At 48.4% G+C, this 18662-nt stretch carries 20 protein-coding genes; 9 read left to right on the forward strand and 11 right to left on the reverse strand.

Translation table 11 applies throughout. The features are described 5' to 3' along the window. The first annotated feature begins 252 nt into the window (after positions 1 to 252). The 4 genes from AYK67_RS05485 (at position 253) to AYK67_RS05500 (ending at position 4638) form a co-directional block, all read left to right on the forward strand. Positions 253 to 1551 (forward strand): murein hydrolase activator EnvC family protein, encoded by a 1299-nt coding sequence (locus AYK67_RS05485; RefSeq protein WP_208976219.1) that lies wholly within the window; start codon positions 253 to 255, stop codon positions 1549 to 1551. Then, positions 1548 to 2879 carry a S41 family peptidase gene (locus tag AYK67_RS05490; RefSeq protein ID WP_068083459.1) on the forward strand — a complete coding sequence of 444 codons (1332 nt, stop codon included), beginning with the start codon at positions 1548 to 1550 and terminating at the stop codon, positions 2877 to 2879. The genes AYK67_RS05485 and AYK67_RS05490 overlap by 4 nt, the downstream gene beginning before the upstream one ends. Positions 2880 to 2955: 76 nt before the next feature. Then, positions 2956 to 4071 (forward strand): divergent polysaccharide deacetylase family protein, encoded by a 1116-nt coding sequence (locus AYK67_RS05495; RefSeq protein WP_068083462.1) that lies wholly within the window; start codon positions 2956 to 2958, stop codon positions 4069 to 4071. A gap of 66 nt (positions 4072 to 4137) precedes the next feature. Beyond that, positions 4138 to 4638, forward strand: coding sequence for an RNA pyrophosphohydrolase (locus tag AYK67_RS05500; protein ID WP_068083465.1), 501 nt, complete (start codon positions 4138 to 4140; stop codon positions 4636 to 4638). A gap of 74 nt (positions 4639 to 4712) precedes the next feature. Here AYK67_RS05500 and AYK67_RS05505 read toward each other — a convergent pair whose 3' ends face one another. Beyond that, complete coding sequence (locus AYK67_RS05505; protein ID WP_068083467.1) at positions 4713 to 5111, reverse strand: rhodanese-like domain-containing protein; 399 nt, start codon at positions 5109 to 5111, stop codon at positions 4713 to 4715. Between the two features lie 115 nt (positions 5112 to 5226). Here AYK67_RS05505 and AYK67_RS05510 point away from each other — a divergent pair, with 115 nt between their 5' ends. Next, positions 5227 to 6186 (forward strand): DJ-1/PfpI family protein, encoded by a 960-nt coding sequence (locus tag AYK67_RS05510; protein WP_162265083.1) that lies wholly within the window; start codon positions 5227 to 5229, stop codon positions 6184 to 6186. A 76-nt stretch (positions 6187 to 6262) separates the two neighbouring features. On the opposite strand, the gene AYK67_RS05515 is transcribed toward AYK67_RS05510, so the two are convergent. Continuing rightward, the gene (locus tag AYK67_RS05515) at positions 6263 to 6574 is read right to left on the reverse strand and encodes a hypothetical protein (protein WP_068083471.1); all 312 of its coding nucleotides are present in this window, start codon (positions 6572 to 6574) and stop codon (positions 6263 to 6265) included. A gap of 536 nt (positions 6575 to 7110) precedes the next feature. Between AYK67_RS05515 and AYK67_RS05520 the strand changes: the two genes are divergently transcribed. The 3 genes from AYK67_RS05520 to AYK67_RS05530 are packed head-to-tail and all read left to right on the forward strand — an operon-like array spanning position 7111 to position 9735. Beyond that, a complete protein-coding gene (locus AYK67_RS05520; protein ID WP_082735673.1) occupies positions 7111 to 7986 on the forward strand; it encodes a class I SAM-dependent methyltransferase in 876 nt (291 codons plus the stop codon). After that, positions 7983 to 8825, forward strand: coding sequence for a TrmH family RNA methyltransferase (locus AYK67_RS05525; protein ID WP_068083474.1), 843 nt, complete (start codon positions 7983 to 7985; stop codon positions 8823 to 8825). Before AYK67_RS05520 ends, AYK67_RS05525 begins: the two co-directional genes overlap by 4 nt. Before the next feature lie 43 nt (positions 8826 to 8868). Continuing rightward, positions 8869 to 9735, forward strand: a complete 867-nt coding sequence (locus AYK67_RS05530) for an SDR family oxidoreductase (protein ID WP_068083477.1) — start codon at positions 8869 to 8871, stop codon at positions 9733 to 9735. 67 nt (positions 9736 to 9802) lie between these two features. Here AYK67_RS05530 and AYK67_RS05535 read toward each other — a convergent pair whose 3' ends face one another. Beyond that, positions 9803 to 10207 carry a GFA family protein gene (locus AYK67_RS05535; protein WP_068083480.1) on the reverse strand — a complete coding sequence of 135 codons (405 nt, stop codon included), beginning with the start codon at positions 10205 to 10207 and terminating at the stop codon, positions 9803 to 9805. A gap of 125 nt (positions 10208 to 10332) precedes the next feature. On the opposite strand from AYK67_RS05535, the gene AYK67_RS05540 reads away from it, so the two are divergent. After that, on the forward strand, positions 10333 to 10983 hold the full coding sequence (locus AYK67_RS05540) for a DUF2799 domain-containing protein (protein ID WP_068083483.1): 651 nt from the start codon (positions 10333 to 10335) through the stop codon (positions 10981 to 10983). 52 nt (positions 10984 to 11035) lie between these two features. Here AYK67_RS05540 and AYK67_RS05545 read toward each other — a convergent pair whose 3' ends face one another. From AYK67_RS05545 to AYK67_RS05580, 8 genes are all read right to left on the reverse strand, one after another. After that, positions 11036 to 12373, reverse strand: coding sequence for an MFS transporter (locus tag AYK67_RS05545; protein ID WP_068083486.1), 1338 nt, complete (start codon positions 12371 to 12373; stop codon positions 11036 to 11038). 228 nt (positions 12374 to 12601) lie between these two features. Next, positions 12602 to 13648, reverse strand: coding sequence for an ACR3 family arsenite efflux transporter (gene arsB, locus AYK67_RS05550; RefSeq protein WP_173645101.1), 1047 nt, complete (start codon positions 13646 to 13648; stop codon positions 12602 to 12604). A 41-nt stretch (positions 13649 to 13689) separates the two neighbouring features. Beyond that, positions 13690 to 14037 (reverse strand): ArsR/SmtB family transcription factor, encoded by a 348-nt coding sequence (locus AYK67_RS05555; RefSeq protein ID WP_208976220.1) that lies wholly within the window; start codon positions 14035 to 14037, stop codon positions 13690 to 13692. A gap of 137 nt (positions 14038 to 14174) precedes the next feature. Then, positions 14175 to 15581, reverse strand: a complete 1407-nt coding sequence (locus tag AYK67_RS05560) for a methyl-accepting chemotaxis protein (RefSeq protein ID WP_068083491.1) — start codon at positions 15579 to 15581, stop codon at positions 14175 to 14177. A gap of 211 nt (positions 15582 to 15792) precedes the next feature. Beyond that, on the reverse strand, positions 15793 to 16149 hold the full coding sequence (rplT, locus tag AYK67_RS05565) for a 50S ribosomal protein L20 (RefSeq protein WP_068083494.1): 357 nt from the start codon (positions 16147 to 16149) through the stop codon (positions 15793 to 15795). A 28-nt stretch (positions 16150 to 16177) separates the two neighbouring features. Continuing rightward, positions 16178 to 16375, reverse strand: coding sequence for a 50S ribosomal protein L35 (gene rpmI / locus AYK67_RS05570; protein ID WP_068083497.1), 198 nt, complete (start codon positions 16373 to 16375; stop codon positions 16178 to 16180). A gap of 249 nt (positions 16376 to 16624) precedes the next feature. Next, positions 16625 to 17167, reverse strand: a complete 543-nt coding sequence (gene infC / locus AYK67_RS05575; protein WP_082735658.1) for a translation initiation factor IF-3 — start codon at positions 17165 to 17167, stop codon at positions 16625 to 16627. A gap of 204 nt (positions 17168 to 17371) precedes the next feature. Next, entirely contained in the window at positions 17372 to 18607 is a 1236-nt protein-coding gene (locus tag AYK67_RS05580; RefSeq protein WP_208976221.1) for a glycosyltransferase family 4 protein, read from the reverse strand. Positions 18608 to 18662: the final 55 nt, after the last annotated feature.

The following is an 18662-nucleotide window of genomic DNA, read 5'->3' on the forward strand; positions in this document are numbered from 1 at the left end:
AATGTTTATGTACGCAATGACCCGTTTTCTTGCGGTTATTAAAATGCACTGACAGTGTAAATGCAGTTGTGGTTGACATTTCCTTAACGCTCAATCTCCATTATATGGTTCACTTGCTATTACGATTGCGTTATTCGATCATAATAATATTTAGGGCTGACAAACCGGGAAACGACAAAATTGGCGCTTAGGAAGCATTGCAATATAAAGCTTAAACAGCTCTGTCTTGTAGCTATTGCAAGCGTCTTCGTTTTGTCGTTTCTAGCTGTTCGCCCTTCTTTGGCCGCAAAAAAAGAGCAGGCTTCTCTCACACATGATTTCAAAAGCGAACAAGAAAAAGCGCTAAAAGAAAAAGAAGCCCGTGAAAAAGAACTATTGGACTTAACGCGCGATATATCTATTTCAGAAGAAAAGAAAGCGCAAATTGAGCGGGAAATACGCACTCTTGATCGGGATAAAAGAGCACTCAATGGTGAACTCATTCGCTCAGGAGAGAAGTTAAAACAGCTTGAAAGCCAGTTGGCGCTTACTGAATCCCGACTGGCAAGGCACCGCCATAATGAGGATAAGGTCCGAGCTTCATTGAATGCACGCCGCGATGTCCTTGCCGAGGTCTTAAGTGCTTTACAGCGCATTGGCCACCGGCCGCCACCAGCATTGGCCGTACACCCTCAAGATGCGCTTTCAGCAGTACGCAGTGCAATTTTGCTCAATGCAGTAATGCCTGAACTACGCGTAGAAGCCGAAGCACTGGCGAGCGATTTAAACGAGCTGACAAGTTTGCGTAGCAAAATTGAAGATGAACGTAACCGGTATCGTAGTGGCGCACAGCAACTGGCTGAAGAGCGCCAAAAAATGCAAGCGTTGTTGAGCGAGAAGGAAAAGCAATCCAGCAAAACCGCAGCCCAGCTGGAGCAAGAACGCATGCGGTTACAGCAATTGGCAGCAAAAGCAACCAGTTTGAAAGAGTTGCTTGCTACAATTGAACAGCAAATGGACAGCGCAAAGAGCGCTGCCAATGCAGCACGTAAAGCTGCTGAGGAACGAAAAAAGCACAAGGATTTTGTGGACCCTTACGCAGACCCGGGTCGTTTAAGCCCACAAATTGCTTTTGCTAAAGCGAAAGGGTTGCTGCCCTTGCCTGTTTCCGGCAGTTTACTACAAGACTACGGCGTTGCAGATGGATTTGGAAATAAAACGAATGGCCAGTCCATTGTAACCGGACCGAACGCGCAAGTAACCTCGCCCACAGATGGGTGGGTGGCTTTTGCTGGTGCTTTCAGGTCCTATGGGCAAATGGTGATTATAAATGCAGGTGACGGCTATTTGGTGCTACTTGCAGGAATGGATCATATTAATGTTGAATTGGGCCAGTTTGTACTGGCCGGTGAACCGGTTGCGCGAATGGGAGAAACACGGCTTGCCAGTGTGAATGCCCTTAACTTTAACTCAACAGCGCCGGTGCTCTATATAGAGTTTAGGAAAGACGGCAATGCCATTAACCCCAAATCCTGGTGGGCTGGTGGCGTCAACAAAAAGGTTCGTGGATGATGAGAAATGCATCACTAATGCTGGTAGGTATGGCTATGGGGGCCGCTGCCGTATTTACATTGAACAACGCCCCTGTGAACTTGACCGAGCCTGCACATGCGGCAACGGCCGAGACATATAATCAGCTGAACTTGTTTGGCGATGTATTTGAACGCGTACGCTCGGACTATGTTGAAGAGCCTAAAGACTCGGAACTGATTGAAGCCGCTATTAATGGCATGCTTACCGATCTTGATCCGCATTCCAGCTATCTTTCGGCCAAAAGCTTCCGCGACATGCAGGTACAGACCAAAGGGGAATTTGGCGGCCTTGGCATTGAGGTAACCATGGAAGACGGCCTTGTAAAGGTTGTGGCACCTATCGACGATACCCCCGCTTATAAAGCTGGTGTGCAAGCCGGTGACTTGATTACCCAACTGGACGGGGAACAGGTAATGGGCCTGACCTTGAACCAGGCGGTTGAGAAAATGCGCGGACCGGTGAAAACCGATATTGAAATTACAGTTCGCCGTGAAGGGGTTAATGAGCCGCTCAAAATCAAGATCACCCGTGACATCATCAAGATCCGCAGTGTGCGCTGGGAGCCAATGGAAGATGTGGGCTATATCCGCATTACCCAGTTTAACGAGCAAACACAGGTAGGCATTGAAAAGGCCATAAAAGAAATCTCCGGTAAGGTGCCAAGTGATAAGCTGAAAGGCTATATTATCGATTTGCGTAACAACCCCGGCGGATTATTGGATCAGGCCATTGCAGTTTCCGATGACTTCCTTAATCGCGGTGAAATTGTTTCCACCCGTGGACGCCATGCGGAAGAAACCCAGCGCTACAATGCCCGCAATGGTGATTTAACAAAAGGTCTGCCCGTGATTGTAATGGTAAACGGTGGCTCAGCCAGTGCTTCAGAAATTGTGGCTGGTGCTTTGCAAGATCATCGCCGCGCAACCATTCTAGGGACCCGCTCTTTTGGTAAGGGTTCGGTGCAGACTATTATTCCACTTGGTGCAAATGGCGCTATTCGTTTAACCACAGCACGCTACTACACACCCTCTGGCAACTCCATCCAAGCCAAAGGGATACACCCTGACATTGTGGTTAAGCAGGAGCTGCCGGACGAGCTGAAAGGTAAGCTGCTGGAAACCAAGGGTGAAGCCGGTTTGCGCGGTCACTTGCAGGCAGAAGAAGGTGAAGAAGGCTCTGGCAGCCAGGCCTATGTGCCACGCGAGAAGGAAAAAGACACCCAGTTGAACATGGCGCTGGACTTGCTGCGCGGGAACAAAACCGATGATGCTTTTCCACCTGTGAGTGATCAGCGAGTTGAAAAGTAATAATGGCATTGCGTCGGGCTGCCTAAGCTGCCCGACAACGCATTTTGAATGATATGCAGCCGCTTTTGGGGGTAACATGGCGGGTGACGACCTTAGGGCACCACTTGGAAAAACACAAAAAGGGGTATTGCTTCGCCTGCCCTACGGTTTGATCGGCCTTACAATTATCACACTGGTACTGGTGACTGGCTTTATCTGGACCAATGTCGTTGATGACCCGCTTGGCGGAGAACCGACAGCCGTTGTCAGTTTGAACTACAAGCCCGACGGTATTTCACGCAATGATATCGGTATTGTGGACCTTGGTGATGGTGCAAATCAACCTTTAAGCGAGGCTGCTATAAAAGCTGCAAGTGCTTATGGTGAAGGTCACGCCCCGGCTCCGACCAGTCTTTCCCAATCACCGAATGCAGAGCTGGTTGAAACAGGCCCTTATGGCTTGTTGCCCAAAGTGTCGGCAAAGGGGTTACAGCCTTTGCGCGAGTATGCCCGCCCAGCCCCCGCTGCAAATGCCTATCAGGCAAGAATTGCAATTGTTGTGAGCGGTATCGGCCAAAGTGCCGCAATGTCAGATATAGCCATTAACGATTTACCCCGGGATATCACATTGGCTCTATCCCCCTATGGAGAAGCGCTGGGGCAATGGGTAAGCAAAGCGCGGCGGCGAGGTCATGAGCTATTACTGCAAGTTCCGCTAGAGCCCTTTGATTTTCCAAGTAACGATGCTGGTCCGCAAAGCTTGCTGGTGAACAACAAAGCGGCAGACAATGTAGACCGGCTACACTGGGTGCTTTCGCGCGCTACCAACTATGTGGGCCTTATCAATTTCATGGGTGGCCGCTTTTTAAGCAAGGAATTGTCATTACAAGCCTTGATGAAGGAAACCCATAAACGCGGTTTGATGTTTATGGACGATGGCAACGCCAATGGCAGCCAAGCTCGTAAAGTTGCCCGGAACACACAAGTCCCTTTTATAGGTGCCGACTTGGTACTTGATAGTGAGTTGAACAGCGAGGACATTGGCGCGCAGTTACTGGAGCTGGAATCGATTGCAAGGCGTAAAGGCATTGCAGTTGCATCGGCGACCGCCTTTCCAATTACTTTGAAGGAGCTCAAGCGCTGGTCGCAAAACCTCGAAGCACGTGGACTAAAGCTTATCCCGATCTCGGCTGCTTTGAATAAGCCGCAGTAAGACACTCAAGTATCTCGCAAAACGCCCCGTTATTGTTTTAGGAAGTAGCATAAAAGGAATTTCTAAATGGTTTTGGACTGCCCAAATGATTACCGCCCCTGCGTGGGAATTATGCTCATTAACAAGCAAGGCAAAGTATGGGTTGGCAAGCGTTTTGGCGACAAAATGCCCATACCGGACGAGTTTATCTGGCAAATGCCACAGGGTGGTATTGATGCCGGTGAAGAACCGGCAACAGCTGCACTGCGCGAACTTTATGAAGAAACTTCGGTACGTTCTGCGCGGATACTGGAAGAAGCACCGCTGTGGTATTGCTACGACTACCCGCCCGAGGTGCAGCTTTCAGCCAAGCGTGGCAAATTCAAGGGGCAAGCACAGCGCTGGTTTGCCGTGGCCTTTGACGGACCGGACAGCGAGATCAATATTTTGCAGCCGCCCGAAGGCCAGCATCAGGAATTCTCTGAATGGCAATGGATGGATGCGGACAAACTGCCCGAGTTGATTGTGCCTTTTAAACGCGAAGTTTACCAGCAAGTTGTTGCTGCCTTTAAGCACCTGACAAGTTAACAATTAATCTACTTGTTTCATCACCAGACTACGTATGGGTCTGGTGATGTTTGTAGTCTCACCTTACATTAACATCAGCAATCTGTTTGTAAGGCGAAGCCTTCATGCTTCCAGCCCGAAATCCCTCCCAGCATCACTTTGACCTGATAGCCAAGTGAAGCCAGCTTGAGTGCAGCTTTATCAGCGCCATTGCAATGGGGGCCATTACAGTAGACAACCAATAGTGTGCCCTGGGGGATACTCTGGAGGGTTTCGCTAGAAATTGTTGCGTGCGGAATGTTCTTTGCACTGCGAATATGCCCCTTGGCATAATCACTGTTTCCACGGACATCGAGTAGCTGAAAGTCATTTGATCCGGCATTCAAAGCTTTATTTACATCGCTACAATCCGTTTCAAATGCCAGTTTACGGCTGTAATGATTGACGATCTCACAAAAATCGTTTGCTGAATAACTCAATCCAATCGTGCTCATCTTTTATTCCCTCATGTTGACTACAAACATCATTCAAGAAAAATCACCGCACAAAAACTGGCAAAAATGCTACAATACCACAAATAATTGCCAAATTTGTCGAAAAGGAAAGAGTGTGACGCTCAGTGGTCCTAAAGTTGTGTCCTTGGTTTATGATGGTCTTTGCCATTTTGAGTTCAGCATCACCTACGAGGTATTTGGGCTGGAGCGCCCTGAATATGGCGATAACTGGTTTTCATTTCAGGCAGTGGCAGTAGAGGATGGTCCTTTACACACCTCTAGCGGCCTAAGCATCAACTGTAGCTGTAACTGGCAAGCACTCGTAAACGCCGATATCATTCTTGTACCCGGTTGGCGAAGACTACGAGAAATACCCGCTCTTGAAATTTGCAGAGCCCTACAACAGGCACAAGCACGCGGCGCGCAAGTGGCTTCGATTTGCTCAGGTGTATTTCTTTTAGGCCATGCAGGGCTTTTAAAAGGCAAAAGCGCAACGACCCATTGGAAGTATAAGCCACTATTTGAAGAGCTCTTCCCCGATAGCACTTTCGAAAACAACAAACTATTTGTAGAAGATGAAAACCTGATTACTTCGGCAGGCAGCTCTGCCGGTATTGATTTATGCTTGAAAATAACGAGGCAACATTACGGCGATGCTATTGTCAACCAAGTTGCCAAACGGTTGTTGGTACCGGCGGTAAGAGAGGGGTATCAAGCACAAGCACCACAGCATCCGCCATTACCCGCAAAGCGAAACCATAGATTTATTGAAGTTATGGAAGCGCAGGCCAATAATCTGCAACAGCCGCTAGATATTGCCAGCCTTGCTCAAAAGGCAAACATGTCGCAGCGCAGTTTTATACGTAAATGCCATGAAGAATTCGGGTGTGCACCGCTACAGTGGTTTGTAGCGAAGAAGCTCGCATATGCGATGGAATTACTGGAATGTGAAAAGCAACTCACACTAGAACAAATCGCTTTTCAAGCAGGGCTGCAAAGTGCCGCTACCATGCGCCACCACTTCAAAAAACGGCACAATATCACACCTGACCAATACAGAAAAAGTTATGGGTAAATCGCCTTTAAAGATTTCGCTTCGAAGGCGATATAATCAACGCAGCATGATCGAGCGATCGTGATAAGCTACTTTGTTATGCCGTCAGCAATAGATACACAGCCAGCACAGCAGCAAGGGCGAGCATTCCCCAGCCAACGGGACCACCCCAAACACTACGCCCGGCGGCAACTTCTATTTTCTCTTCCGCATCAATAACCTTTTCTTCAATAGCCGCTTCTGCATCATGCAGTACTTCAGAAACAACCTCTGGAGCCTGCTCCATGGTTATTTTTTTGGCTTCCTCTAAAAGGCCTACATCAAGTTCGGTCGATTTAAGCGATTCGCCCGTATTGGTAATTCTTTGTTGTTCCGCTTTCGTTGGTTTTTCATGGGTGCTTCTTGTCATGGCGGTACCTCCAAGCTACGCACTTAAATTTGAGAAGAGCTTATCCTGCAGCTATTCACTATCTATTCAGTCAGGCACTTGCCCAGTTGAGCCAGCCCACCAACACAGATGTTGAACTGCGAACAGAAAATGATGCCTTCACTTCCCGCATTCACTGTAACACCGGCTTGGCCCTTTGCAAAACCGGCCCCTCTACTGAATCTATCTAGCGATGATTTTAAATATACGGATTAACGGTCTTGGTGCGAACAAAACTTGAAGCTGCAGTGTATTCGAAGTTTTTTAATAACAACCCGCACGCTTTTGAAGGACAAACCTATTGCTGATACCGTTCGAAACCGTTTTTTGCCCGTGTTAACGTTGACCACAGCTCACAGGGGGATTAAGGCGTACTTAATAGTATTCAAGCTTTCATTATATGTGAACGGCGATGTTTGACCACGTGAGGCCCAAGCGTTTTGACCCATCATGAGAAAAATAAAAGTACCCGCAAGCGCGTCAACAAACCAACCAGTGTTCTGCCTGTCCTATTAGAGATGGACGGTTGGAAAGACTACCAACTGTTGGACATGGGCAATGGCCAAAAGCTGGAACGATACGGCCGCTTTACGGTGGTACGCCCGGAACAACAAGCGATGGGGGCCCCTGCCTTACCAAAAGCACAATGGGACCGAGCAGACGCTGTTTTTTCTGGCGATGTGGAAGAAGAAGGCCCGGGGCGCTGGCGTTATAACAAACAGCTGCCCGAAACGTGGCACATGAAATATGGTGCCGTAACCTATAACGGCCGCTTTATGTCTTTTCGCCATCTTGGGGTGTTTCCCGAGCAAGCAGCACACTGGGACTGGGTACAGCAGCAGATCAAGGCAGCCAACCGGCCACTTAAGGTTCTCAACCTGTTTGGCTATACCGGTCTTGCCTCGCTATTGCCTGCCGCTGCCGGTGCCCATGTAACCCATGTGGACGCCTCGAAAAAAGCTATTGGCTGGGCGCGTGAGAACCAAGTACTTTCGGGACTGGATGATAAGCCCATACGCTGGATTTGTGATGACGCGATGAAATTCGTGCAGCGCGAAGTGCGGCGCGGCAATACCTATGACGGTATTATTCTTGACCCACCGAAATATGGCCGCGGACCTAAAGGCGAGGTTTGGGATTTCTTCACCTCCATGCCGGAAATGTTGGCGCTGTTGCGGCAACTACTTTCGCCCAAAGCCCAGTTCATGATTTTAACAAGTTACGCCATTCGCTCCTCGTTTATTGCCTCGCACGAGTTGGTGCTAGAGCACTTGGGCGGCTTGCCCGGAACTTTGGAGTCTGGTGAGTTGGCCATTCGCGAACAAGCTGGCGGGCGGTTATTGTCGACCTCGCTATTCAGCCGCTGGAGTGCGCCCAAAGGAGATGCCCAATGAGCTTTCAGGGTAAAGAACGCCAAGGCGGAGTGAAGCAGATTACCTCACACGCCAACCCGATTATTAAAGAAATTAAAGGCCTTGTGGCGCAGCGCAAACACCGCCGCGATAGCGGGCTGTTTGTGGCCGAAGGACTAAAACTTGCCAGTGATGCCCTAAAAGCCGGATGGGGCGTGCGCTACCTTGCCATGGGGCCGGAAGCCCGTGAAAACCAAGCCGCGCTCGATGTGGCAGCCAAGGCAAAGGCACAAGGTGCGCTCATTCTTGAGGTGAGCAATGCGATACTCACCAACCTCACACGGCGCGATAACCCGCAGATGGTTGTGGGGGTTTACGAGCAAAAAGTCCGTGGGCTTGATACTATTGACGTCAATGAGCGCAAAACATGGATTTGTCTGGATCGGGTGCGCGATCCGGGGAACCTTGGCACCATTATCCGCACCGGTGATGCTGTAGGGGCTGCCGGTGTGGTATTGATTGGCGATACCACCGACCCCTTCGCCGTGGAAGCGGTGCGGGCAACCATGGGCTCGCTGTTCCACATGCCGCTTATACGCTGCCGTGAAGACGAATTCATCGACTGGCGGCGCAACTGGCCGGGTCTTGTGGTGGGGACCCATTTGCGCGGTACAATGGATTACCGTGAGCCACAATATAAGGAACCGCTATTGCTGGTAATGGGTAACGAGCAGGCCGGTTTAAGTGATGCGCTTGCCGACTCGTGCAATACGCTGGTTAAAATCCCTCAGGAAGGCCAAGCGGACAGTCTGAACCTTGCCATTGCAACCGCCGTGATGTTGTTTGAAGTGCGCCGTGACATGCTCCAGCTTGCCAAGTAGGCTTAAGCTGTCGGGTCATATTGGTATTTAAGGAAATATTTTCATGCACCTTTTGATTTTGGGTTGTGGCTATTCTGCGCAAGCGCTTGTGAAAGAATATAGCGCACAGTTTGACAGTGTAACCGGCACCACCCGCGATGTAGAAAAGCGTGAAGCTCTCGAGACCCTTGGTATCTCTGCCCTGATTTTTGATGGACAAACAGCCAGCGAGACGTTGTTAGCGGCGGTTGATAAAGCCACGCATATTTTAATCAGCGTGGCCCCTGATGAGGCTGGAGATCCGGTTTACAACCTGTTATCGCAGCGTATCGCCGCCAAACAACAGGTCTGGGTGGGCTATCTTTCAACCATCGGTGTTTATGGCGACCATAACGGCGCATGGGTTTATGAAGACACCCCTTGTTATCCGGTTTCGGCCCGCTCACAGCAACGCGTATTAGCCGAACAGAACTGGTTACGTTTGGCCAAAGAGCAAGGGTTTCCGTTGGCTGTTTTCCGCCTCTCCGGTATTTACGGGCCGGGACGCAATGCCTTTGTCAATTTGCAGCGTGGCACGGCGAAGCGGATTATCAAAAAGGGTCAGGTCTTTAACCGCATCCATTGCGAGGATATCGCCGGTGCTGTGATGGCCGCGATAGAGAAGAACGCCGCTGGTGTTTACAACGTAAGTGACGACGAACCATCTGCCCCACAGGATGTGGTGGAATATGCAGCGCAAATTATGGGGGTAACGCCACCTGCCGAGATTGCCTTTGAAGATGCGCAAATGTCACCTATGGCCCGCTCGTTTTATGGCGAGATAAAACGCGCGAACAACGACAAAATGAAACAGGAGCTGGGATACCAGCTTAAATACCCCACATACCGAGAAGCCTTCGACCATATGTGGGTGCAGGGTTGGCAGGGATAATCAATGGTCGCACGCCGGACCCTGTTTGAGGGTTCGGCGTTTAGCGACAACTTATGATGCAATAAAATTAGTAAAGAGCTACTTGCTCGACATTCTCTGCGATATCATAGTAATCGCCTTTTGATTGGCAGAAAATGTGGCGGCCTTCTTTCACATCAGTTGGTCCTTCAATCAGTCCCAATGAGATACTGTAGGTTTTCTCATGGCCTTGTAGTTTATGACCATGCCAGTACAAGCTGGAACCACAGTTTTTGCAAAAAGCGCGGCGTGCATACTCCGAGGCCTCATAGATGCCCACATAGTCTTTGGGGTCACTGATTGCGAGGTCGTCTTCTTCAACTTCTGCGCAAATAAATGGTCCACTGCCCCACTTGCGGCATTGACCACAATGGCAACTACTTGAAACCTCAGCTAAATTCCTCATAGTTAGCCGGATTTCCCCGCATAAACAACTCCCTTTCACTTCTGCCATCAAGTAACCTCTTGTAATTTAATGCTTCAAATCAATTAATATTACAGCCTAAAATTAGCAGTTATTCATATTGTGTTCAACTTGCTCCCCACATTAATATATCCAGTATTTCTAGGGGGAATATAATGCTTAAATATGTTGTTTGCTTAACTGCTGTTGCGCTTAGTTTAGGTGGTTGTGCATCTTTATCAAAAGACCAGTGCTTGCAAGGAGACTGGAAGGGAATCGGTGTTTTAGATGGCAAGGAAGGCCGTCCAGAGACCCGAATTGAAGAACACCAAAAGGCTTGTGCCAAGTATAAAGTTATACCCGATAGAGCGGCATATAACAGTGGCCGCAAAGAAGGGTTGAAAACATATTGTAGTGTTTCATCTGGTTTTTCGCAGGGACGCGCGGACAAGAGATATTATCAGGTCTGCTCCGGGCGCGCTGCATCGCTGTTTTTAGACGGCTATAACCTTGGACAGACCCTTCGACAAGCCGAGGACGCAAACGATGATGCAGAACGAGAAGTTTCTCGCATCAAGGACCGCATCAACCGTTTACAAGATGAGGTGAGCGAAACTTCCTGTCATGATGCGAAAAAGCCTAAGGAATGCCGAAAAGACAGGCGCAAAAAAGAAAGCCGAATTTCAGAGTTACGCCTAGATCTGGTTATTGCATACGCAGACTTGCACCGCTCGGAAAGCAGGTTGAACTCAACACGTTCACAAGTCTACTCACAAATGCAACTTATGGATCCCAATTACGTTCGGCCAACAGTTATTTACCGCTAAATAAAATAAAGCAGGCTCCGGTACCACCTTGGAGCCTGCTTTATCGTAAAACTTAAGCATATTCTTCTTTTTTATAGGGATCAGACAAGAAGAGACTGAGTAAAAATGCTGCAATTAAAGCAACAGGTAATATGATCAGTGCCGTTTGATAGTCACCATAGCTCGGGTCTTGTGGCATAGATTCAGGACCAACCACATTGCTTGCTCCCGCCAGAATTTGTCCTGGAAGTGCCATAAGAATACCGCTGACAATAAATTGCGTTGCATTAACAATTGCAGCTGATGTACCTACCAAACCTGATGGTACCAACTTGGCCGCGATGGCATAAGGTAACATAGAACCACCGGCAAAGAAGCCAAAGAAATAAAACAATAACGATGCAGTGATGGTATCCACATTACTGCCAACAAACAATAGAACTATGAGAACAACCGCTTGAGCAAGGCTGGCGATTGTCATTGGCAAGACCATCTTGCCAATACGCTCTGACAACCAAGAAATGGCGGGAGAACCAGTCGCAAGCCCCAACCAACATAATGACGATGTCGTGTAAGCGGTCGTTGCTTCCATGCCTCCGGCCATCATTATTCGCGGCCCCCATACAACGCCTAGGGCAAACATAGCACCGAATGTCGCCCCTGCGATGAGTGCATTGACCCAACTGGCTCGTACTGAAACAACAATTTTTATTGATGTCCCTATGCTGTTAGCGAAATTAGCAAAACCTGTCCAACCTTGGGTTTTAGCATTTTGCTCTGGTGGGTCTTTGAGCAAAATAAACATCATTATGCTTACGAGGGCTCCCATAACAGCAATGCCCAAAATCAAAGAGCTCCAGGTTATTGATAGATCAATAATCAAGTAGGAGATCACCCTTTGCCCAATCAAAGCGCCTATTGAGGCTGCAAATTGGACGAGAGAAAACATAAGGCCATATTTGGCCGGATTGAACCACTGTCCCCCAATAAAGCCAGCACCAATAAAGCCGAAGGAGGCACCTAACGCCATCAAAACCTGGCCAATGATTAAAAGTTCAAAACCTTGTGCTTGGGAGAAAACCAAAATGCCTAGCGTCAAGCAAATAGCCGCAAATGGTAGGCAACGCTTGGCTCCAAACAAGTCCAGCATTGAACCAGAGCCCAACTGCGCTAAGGCAAAAACCCAAGTATAAACCGAGCCGACCAAGCCCACCTGCGTTATGGTTAGGCTTAAATCTGCTGCCATTGATTTATTAGTGATGGCATAGCCGGACTGCATAATGAAAACAACAACAACAAAAGCAACACCTAAAGACCAATTAAGCCAAGCACGCCCTTTACCCCGATACTCACTGTGATCTGGAAGCTGAGTTTCATTCAACTTATTGTGCTGCACTTGGTGCCGGTTCATTCCCTTTTCTCCCTATGCATTACGCACCAACTGGTGTTCGAACTATAATTGAAAAAATCGAACTGTTTTCGCTATCAATCTATCGTTTTATCTAACGAATGACCGAAGGACACCGTTGACAGATACAACAAAGCAATAGGGGACACAATTGTGCCCCCTACTATTATAACTATATTTTTTCAGAGAGAGGAAATTTTTTCACTCTGTATTGATTGGCTATACCCGTAGTTAGGCAAACCGTGCTTTTGTTCGATTGGCAAAGGCGACAAGAGACAGCATTACAGGTACTTCGACCAGCACGCCAACAACCGTTGCTAGGGCTGCTCCAGAATGAAGCCCGAACAAGCTAATCGCCACAGCAACTGCGAGCTCGAAGAAATTCGAGGTACCAATTAGCGCTGCAGGAGCGGCCACATTAAACGGTACCCGCCATAAGTAGGCCCAGCCATAGGCGATAAAAAAGATCCCGTAGGATTGCAGCAAAAGCGGAATAGCAATCAGCACGATGATAGTTGGCTGCTCGACAATTGTTTGCGCTTGGAATGCAAACAACAGTACCACTGTTGCCAACAAGCCAAGTATAGAGAACGGCTTAAGCCTACTGGTAAACCTCTCAACCTCGCTATGGTCGTCTTTTTTATCCAGCGCCTTCCGGGTGAAATAACCGGCGGTGAGCGGAATGATCACATACAAAATAACAGAGAGAAGCAGCGTTTCCCATGGCACAACAATATCTGTAATGCCCAGTAAAAAAGCAGCAATAGGAGCAAAAGCAAACACCATAATGATATCGTTAATGGATACTTGCACAAGGGTGTAATTGGCATCCCCCTTCACCAGTTGGCTCCAGACAAAAACCATTGCAGTACAGGGCGCAACACCAAGCAAAATCATCCCGGCGATATATTCTTTTGCCGTGGCAGGCTCAACCATGCCAGCAAATACATATTCAAAGAATAAAATACCAAGGGCAGCCATTGTAAACGGTTTGATCAGCCAGTTAATGACCAGTGTAATACACAGGCCCTTTGGTTTACGGCCAACATCTTTCAAGCTGGCAAAATCAACGCCTATCATCATGGGGTAAATCATGATCCAAATCAGAATAGCCACCACGAAGTTGACGCTGGCATATTCTAGCGAGGCGATAAACTCAAATACACTCGGAAAACCTACACCTAAAATAACGCCTGCGCCGATGCACAGCGCAACCCATACAGAAAGGTAATTCTCAAAAACACCGATAGGTGATTTTTCTTTTTTTGCTGTTGCCATTGGGGGTATCCTTCTGGATTAGTGCCTCTATCTCGGCGGCCCTATTGATCACACTTTGCGAAGTCGCCCAGTTTTTGAAAGTCGCAGGCAAGTGGGACATCATTTGCCACAGTGCTACCGCAGCAGTCTTGCACCAAAAACCGGATCAACTCATTTACCTTTGTAAAATCAACACTATAGACGATTGATCGCCCTTGACGTTCACTGTCCAGTATTCCCGCCCGCGATAAATGGCCAAGGTGAAAAGAGAGTGAGTTATGTGGCATTTCTAGCTTCTGGCTTATTTGGCCAGCAGGCAACCCTTTAGGGCCAGCTGCCACTAAAAGCCGAAAAACCTTTAGCCGTGTTTCTTGCGCAAAGGCTTCAAAAATAGGGATTGCATCTTTCATTTCCATATGTCCAATATAATGGACATATTATAAAAAGCAAGCCTTATCCCTTGTGGTCAAATTAAAAATACCGCGATTAGAAGCTTAGTTCTCTTGTTCTCTTGGAACCTGCAAAATTTGCTTGCGTGAATAACTAGTTACACACGATAGGCAATGCGCAGATTACCCCAAAGCAGATCCTCGATATAAATGGGGGCAGAGATGTCCTTTAAAAGAGCAAATTTACCACCCCCCATATCGCGTCGATACGTTTGCAACAAGAACGGCTTTTCATTCTGCCCGGATGCCAGACCAACACGATCACTAAAAATCATACGGTTTCGGCAGTTCGCCATATTCCATACCGGATCATCCCTTTGTGGTTTGGAATATTGGGCATTATGAGTTGGGATATAGCCATTCGGGTCTGTTGCTACGCAAAGCACTGTTTTTTCGTGCTTATTCAATAACGGCTCTTGAATTGCCGGAAGTAATTGCTCTGCAATCTGGGTAAATTCGGTCAAATATTGTTTGGGGTTTGTTCCATCAATATGAACGTAGTTGCGGTCAAAAAGCTGCGAAAGGGTTACCTTACCGGCTTCAAGAGCGGCTGTGAACTGGCGCGATATTTCAGAGGCCCCCCACTGCACATCGTCAATTATTTGGGCTGTTTCTCCATCTGGGTCCGCAATGGCAACATCGGCCAATATAGCATCTGAGTTGATGGCAGTTTGCATCATACCCTCTGAAATACTGGTAAGCATTTCATGGTTGCGGTCGACGATTTGCGCCATCTCGCCAACTTCACCCGTAAGACGGGTAGTATCTTCATCACTAGAATTACATGCATCGCCAATTGTTGCTGTACTTTGGGCAATCAGTTCAATGGATGTGTCGAGCTCTGAAAATACCTCTGTAAAAGCGTTAGTGCTTTCTTCCACGCCACTCACATGTTGCAGTGCAGCTGTACCTAATGTGGTGAGAGCTTTAGTTTCTTCCCCTAAATGCGCGATTGTTTGGTCAATTTGTTCCGTTACTTTACCTGTCTCTCGAGACAAGGCTTTCACTTCGCCAGCCACAACAGCAAAGCCGCGACCAGCCTCACCGGCACGAGCTGCTTCAATCGTAGCGTTCAAAGCCAGAAGGTTGGTTTGTCTGGCAATACCATCAATAGATGAGGAGAACTCACGCACACTTTTTAAAGAAGACTCTAGCCCTTCTAGCTGGCCATTCATCGCGATAACTGCAGACGAGAGTTGTTCAATATTTCTCAGCGCATGTGTCATTACATGACGGGCAGAACTCATAGCCTCATGCACCACTTCTGTTTGATCTTTCGAGGTGGTGACTGCCGTTCGCACATGACCGTTACTAGCGTGCACACTTTCCAGCGCTGTTTCCAGCAAGTGCATGGCTTTGCTGAGTTGGGCTGCCGTTTTGTTGACATCGTCGAGCTCGGCTTTGGACTGCGAGATATCCGTGCCCAAAGATTCAATACGCTGCAACAGTGGAGTGAGCGCCAAATTTTCTGTTTGGCTAAATTCCTTATCTATTTGATTGTTCATTACCTAATGATTGTTCCCTTGGCGATTTTAGCCGTTGGCGTTTGCCGCCAACTCTCCCTATACTAGTATAAATACGGTATAATCGATACTGAGAATATAAGTCGTTTGTCGTGCGTATCAGTACTTAAACTAAGTTTAAAGTTTATAGAAAGCATAAAAAAAGACACACCCAACGGATGTGCCCTTAAAAACTCAACAGGTTCTCTTAGGATTAAGAGATCGCTGCCTGTGCTTTTTCAACGAGTGCTTTGAACGCAACTGGCTGATTGATAGCAAGGTCGGAAAGAACCTTACGGTCAACTTCAATACCAGATTTGTTCAGGCCGTCGATAAAGCGACCATAGGTCATACCGTGTTCACGAGTGGCAGCATTGATACGCTGGATCCACAGTGCACGGAAATTACGCTTGCGAGCTTTACGGTCGCGATAAGCGTACTGACCCGCTTTTTCAACCGCCTGCTTAGCAACGCGAATGGTATTCTTGCGACGACCATAGTAACCTTTGGCAGCCTTCAGAACTTTTTTGTGACGAGCGTGGGCGGTAACGCCTCTTTTTACACGTGACATGGAGGTCTCCTAAATCAGGTTACTTGGCTTAGCCGTAAGGCAGATATTTTTTCACGATACGTGCATCTGCTTCACACAGTGTGGTTGTACCACGTGCGTTACGGATGAACTTGGTCGTGCGTTTGATCATGCCGTGGCGTTTGCCAGCCTGACCGCATTTAACCTTGCCAGTCGCGGTGAGTTTGAAGCGCTTCTTTGCTCCAGACTTCGTCTTCAACTTGGGCATTTTTGCGTCCTTTCTTTTAGTTGATCGTTAACGATCAATGATGTTGGGATGCATCATGAGCCGCCACGGCATGCCCTATGACGCCTTTGGCTATCGAGATTCGATAGACCAAAGATGTAGCCGGGCGACTCTGAACCGGCGCCTTATAGGAGATGCTCGAGATAAAAGCAAGTGAAGACTTGTATTCGCAGCCCTTCGGGCACAAAAAAACACCCGGAAGTTATCCGGGTGTCGATAATCATTGGTAGATTATTTTGCGATAGGTGCAAGAACCATCATCATCTGACGGCCTTCCAGCTTCGGGTGCAACTCGACCTTAGCAATTTCTGCAGTCTCGTCCTTCACACGGTTGAGCAATTTCATGCCCAAGTCCTGGTGCGCCATTTCACGGCCACGGAAGCGAAGTGTGACTTTAACTTTGTCACCGTCTTTGAAGAAGCGCTCGATATTCTTCATCTTCACCTCATAGTCATGGGTGTCGATGTTAGGGCGCATCTTGATCTCTTTGATCTCGACGACCTTCTGCTTTTTCCGAGCTTCTGCTGCTTTCTTCTGGGCTTGGTACTTGTAGCGACCATAATCCAGAATCTTACAGACAGGCGGCTGGCTGTTTGGCGCGATTTCTACAAGGTCAAGACCCTGCTCCTGCGCCATTTCCATCGCTTGCTCAGTCGGTGTGGGACCGAGGTTTTCTCCTTCCGCGTTGATCAACTGAACTTCACGGACACGAATTTCTTTATTAGTGCGCGGCCCTTCCTTAGTGGGGGGTGGTGCGCGAAACGGACGGCGAATGGTCGAGCTCTCCTCTTTAATTGCCGATAATGATGAAATTTCAAGGCCTATCCCATTGCAAGAATACAGCGTTTCGTCAAGTAAAAAACTGCTAGAGCGACCCAGAAACTTGATTACTGGCTAAAGATCATGAAATTTCACGAATAAGTCAATATTGCTTTTGTCGCGCCCCTGCAAAAAACCTTAATAACTCTAGGCCTCTTGCTATTTAGGGGTCAATAACTCTTCATAGACCGCAATAGTTTTATCGCACATTTGCTGTTTGGAAAAAGCACCCGTCACGTGCTCACGGGCTCGTTTCACCAATCCTTGCCTCTCTATGGTAGGTAACGCATTCACAAGAGCCAGCTTTTGCGCCAAGTCTTCCGCGTTTCCGGCTTCAAAATGCCAACCGGTGCGTAGGCTATCTGTTACCACTGGCGGCACCAACACAGTTTCCGGCACCGCGCCAATATTGCTCACAATAACCGGCACACCCGCTGCTTGCGCTTCCACGGCAGCGCGACCAAAAGCCTCAGGTTCTGTGGATGCAACAACCGAATATTCAGCAAGTGATAGTGCTGCAGGAACATCATGGCAATGCCCTACCAGTTTCACCGCCCCCGTTAAACCATTCGCCGCAATGAGCTGCTCAAGTTCGGCCTTGTACTCTTCGCGCCCTTGGGTATCGCCGGCAAATACAAAGGTCAGTTGGTTCAGACCGCGCTCTTTAAGAAGCTTAGCCGCCTGAATAATGGTTTTATGTCCCTTCCAGCCGGTAATGCGGGCAATGGTCAGCACAATATGTTCACCGCCACTCAGCCCCCAAGCTGTACGCAGCTTTTGGCGACGCTCTTCACTGACCGCGCTTTCTTGGAAAGCTTGCAGGTCCGAGCCGCGATAAATAACCGTGGTGCGGTTCTGACAACTTGGGTTGCGCTGCCACATCAGGCTCTGGGTATACTTGGAGTTGGCAATAGCGCAGTCCGCTTTGGTCATCACGCTGTTGTAACGGGCCTTAAACCAGTTGGTTTCCTTATAAATACCATGATAGGTGGTGACGAAAGGCAACTGACAGCGCTTAGCAGCATAATAGGCTGACCATGCAGGGGCACGTGAGCGAGCATGAATGAGCTGCACATTATAGCGCTCGACCAGCTTTTGCAGGCGGGCGATATTTTGGTAAATCACCCAGGGCTTTTTTGATTTTACCGGCAGTTCAACATGCGTTGCCCCCATTTGGCACAGCTCTGCCACCATGCGCCCACCTTGCGAGACAACCAGCGATCGCCACCCTTTGGCGATAATAGCCTCGGCTACATCTAACGTCGTTCGCTCAGCTCCACCGGTTTGCAAATCAGGAATAACTTGCATAATCGTTTGCGTTTGTTCATCGGGCTTTGTCCCTGCCCACGGATCATTTGAATTCATCGTGTCACTTTGCGATACACTATAGGACATTGTTACCCTAATGTTTTATCTGGTTCATCTTGGCAGTGCAGCGTGGACAAAACTC

The sequence above is a fragment of the Polycladidibacter stylochi genome, assembly GCF_001562055.1.
GTDB classification, from domain to species: Bacteria; Pseudomonadota; Alphaproteobacteria; order Rhizobiales; family Stappiaceae; genus Pseudovibrio; species Pseudovibrio stylochi.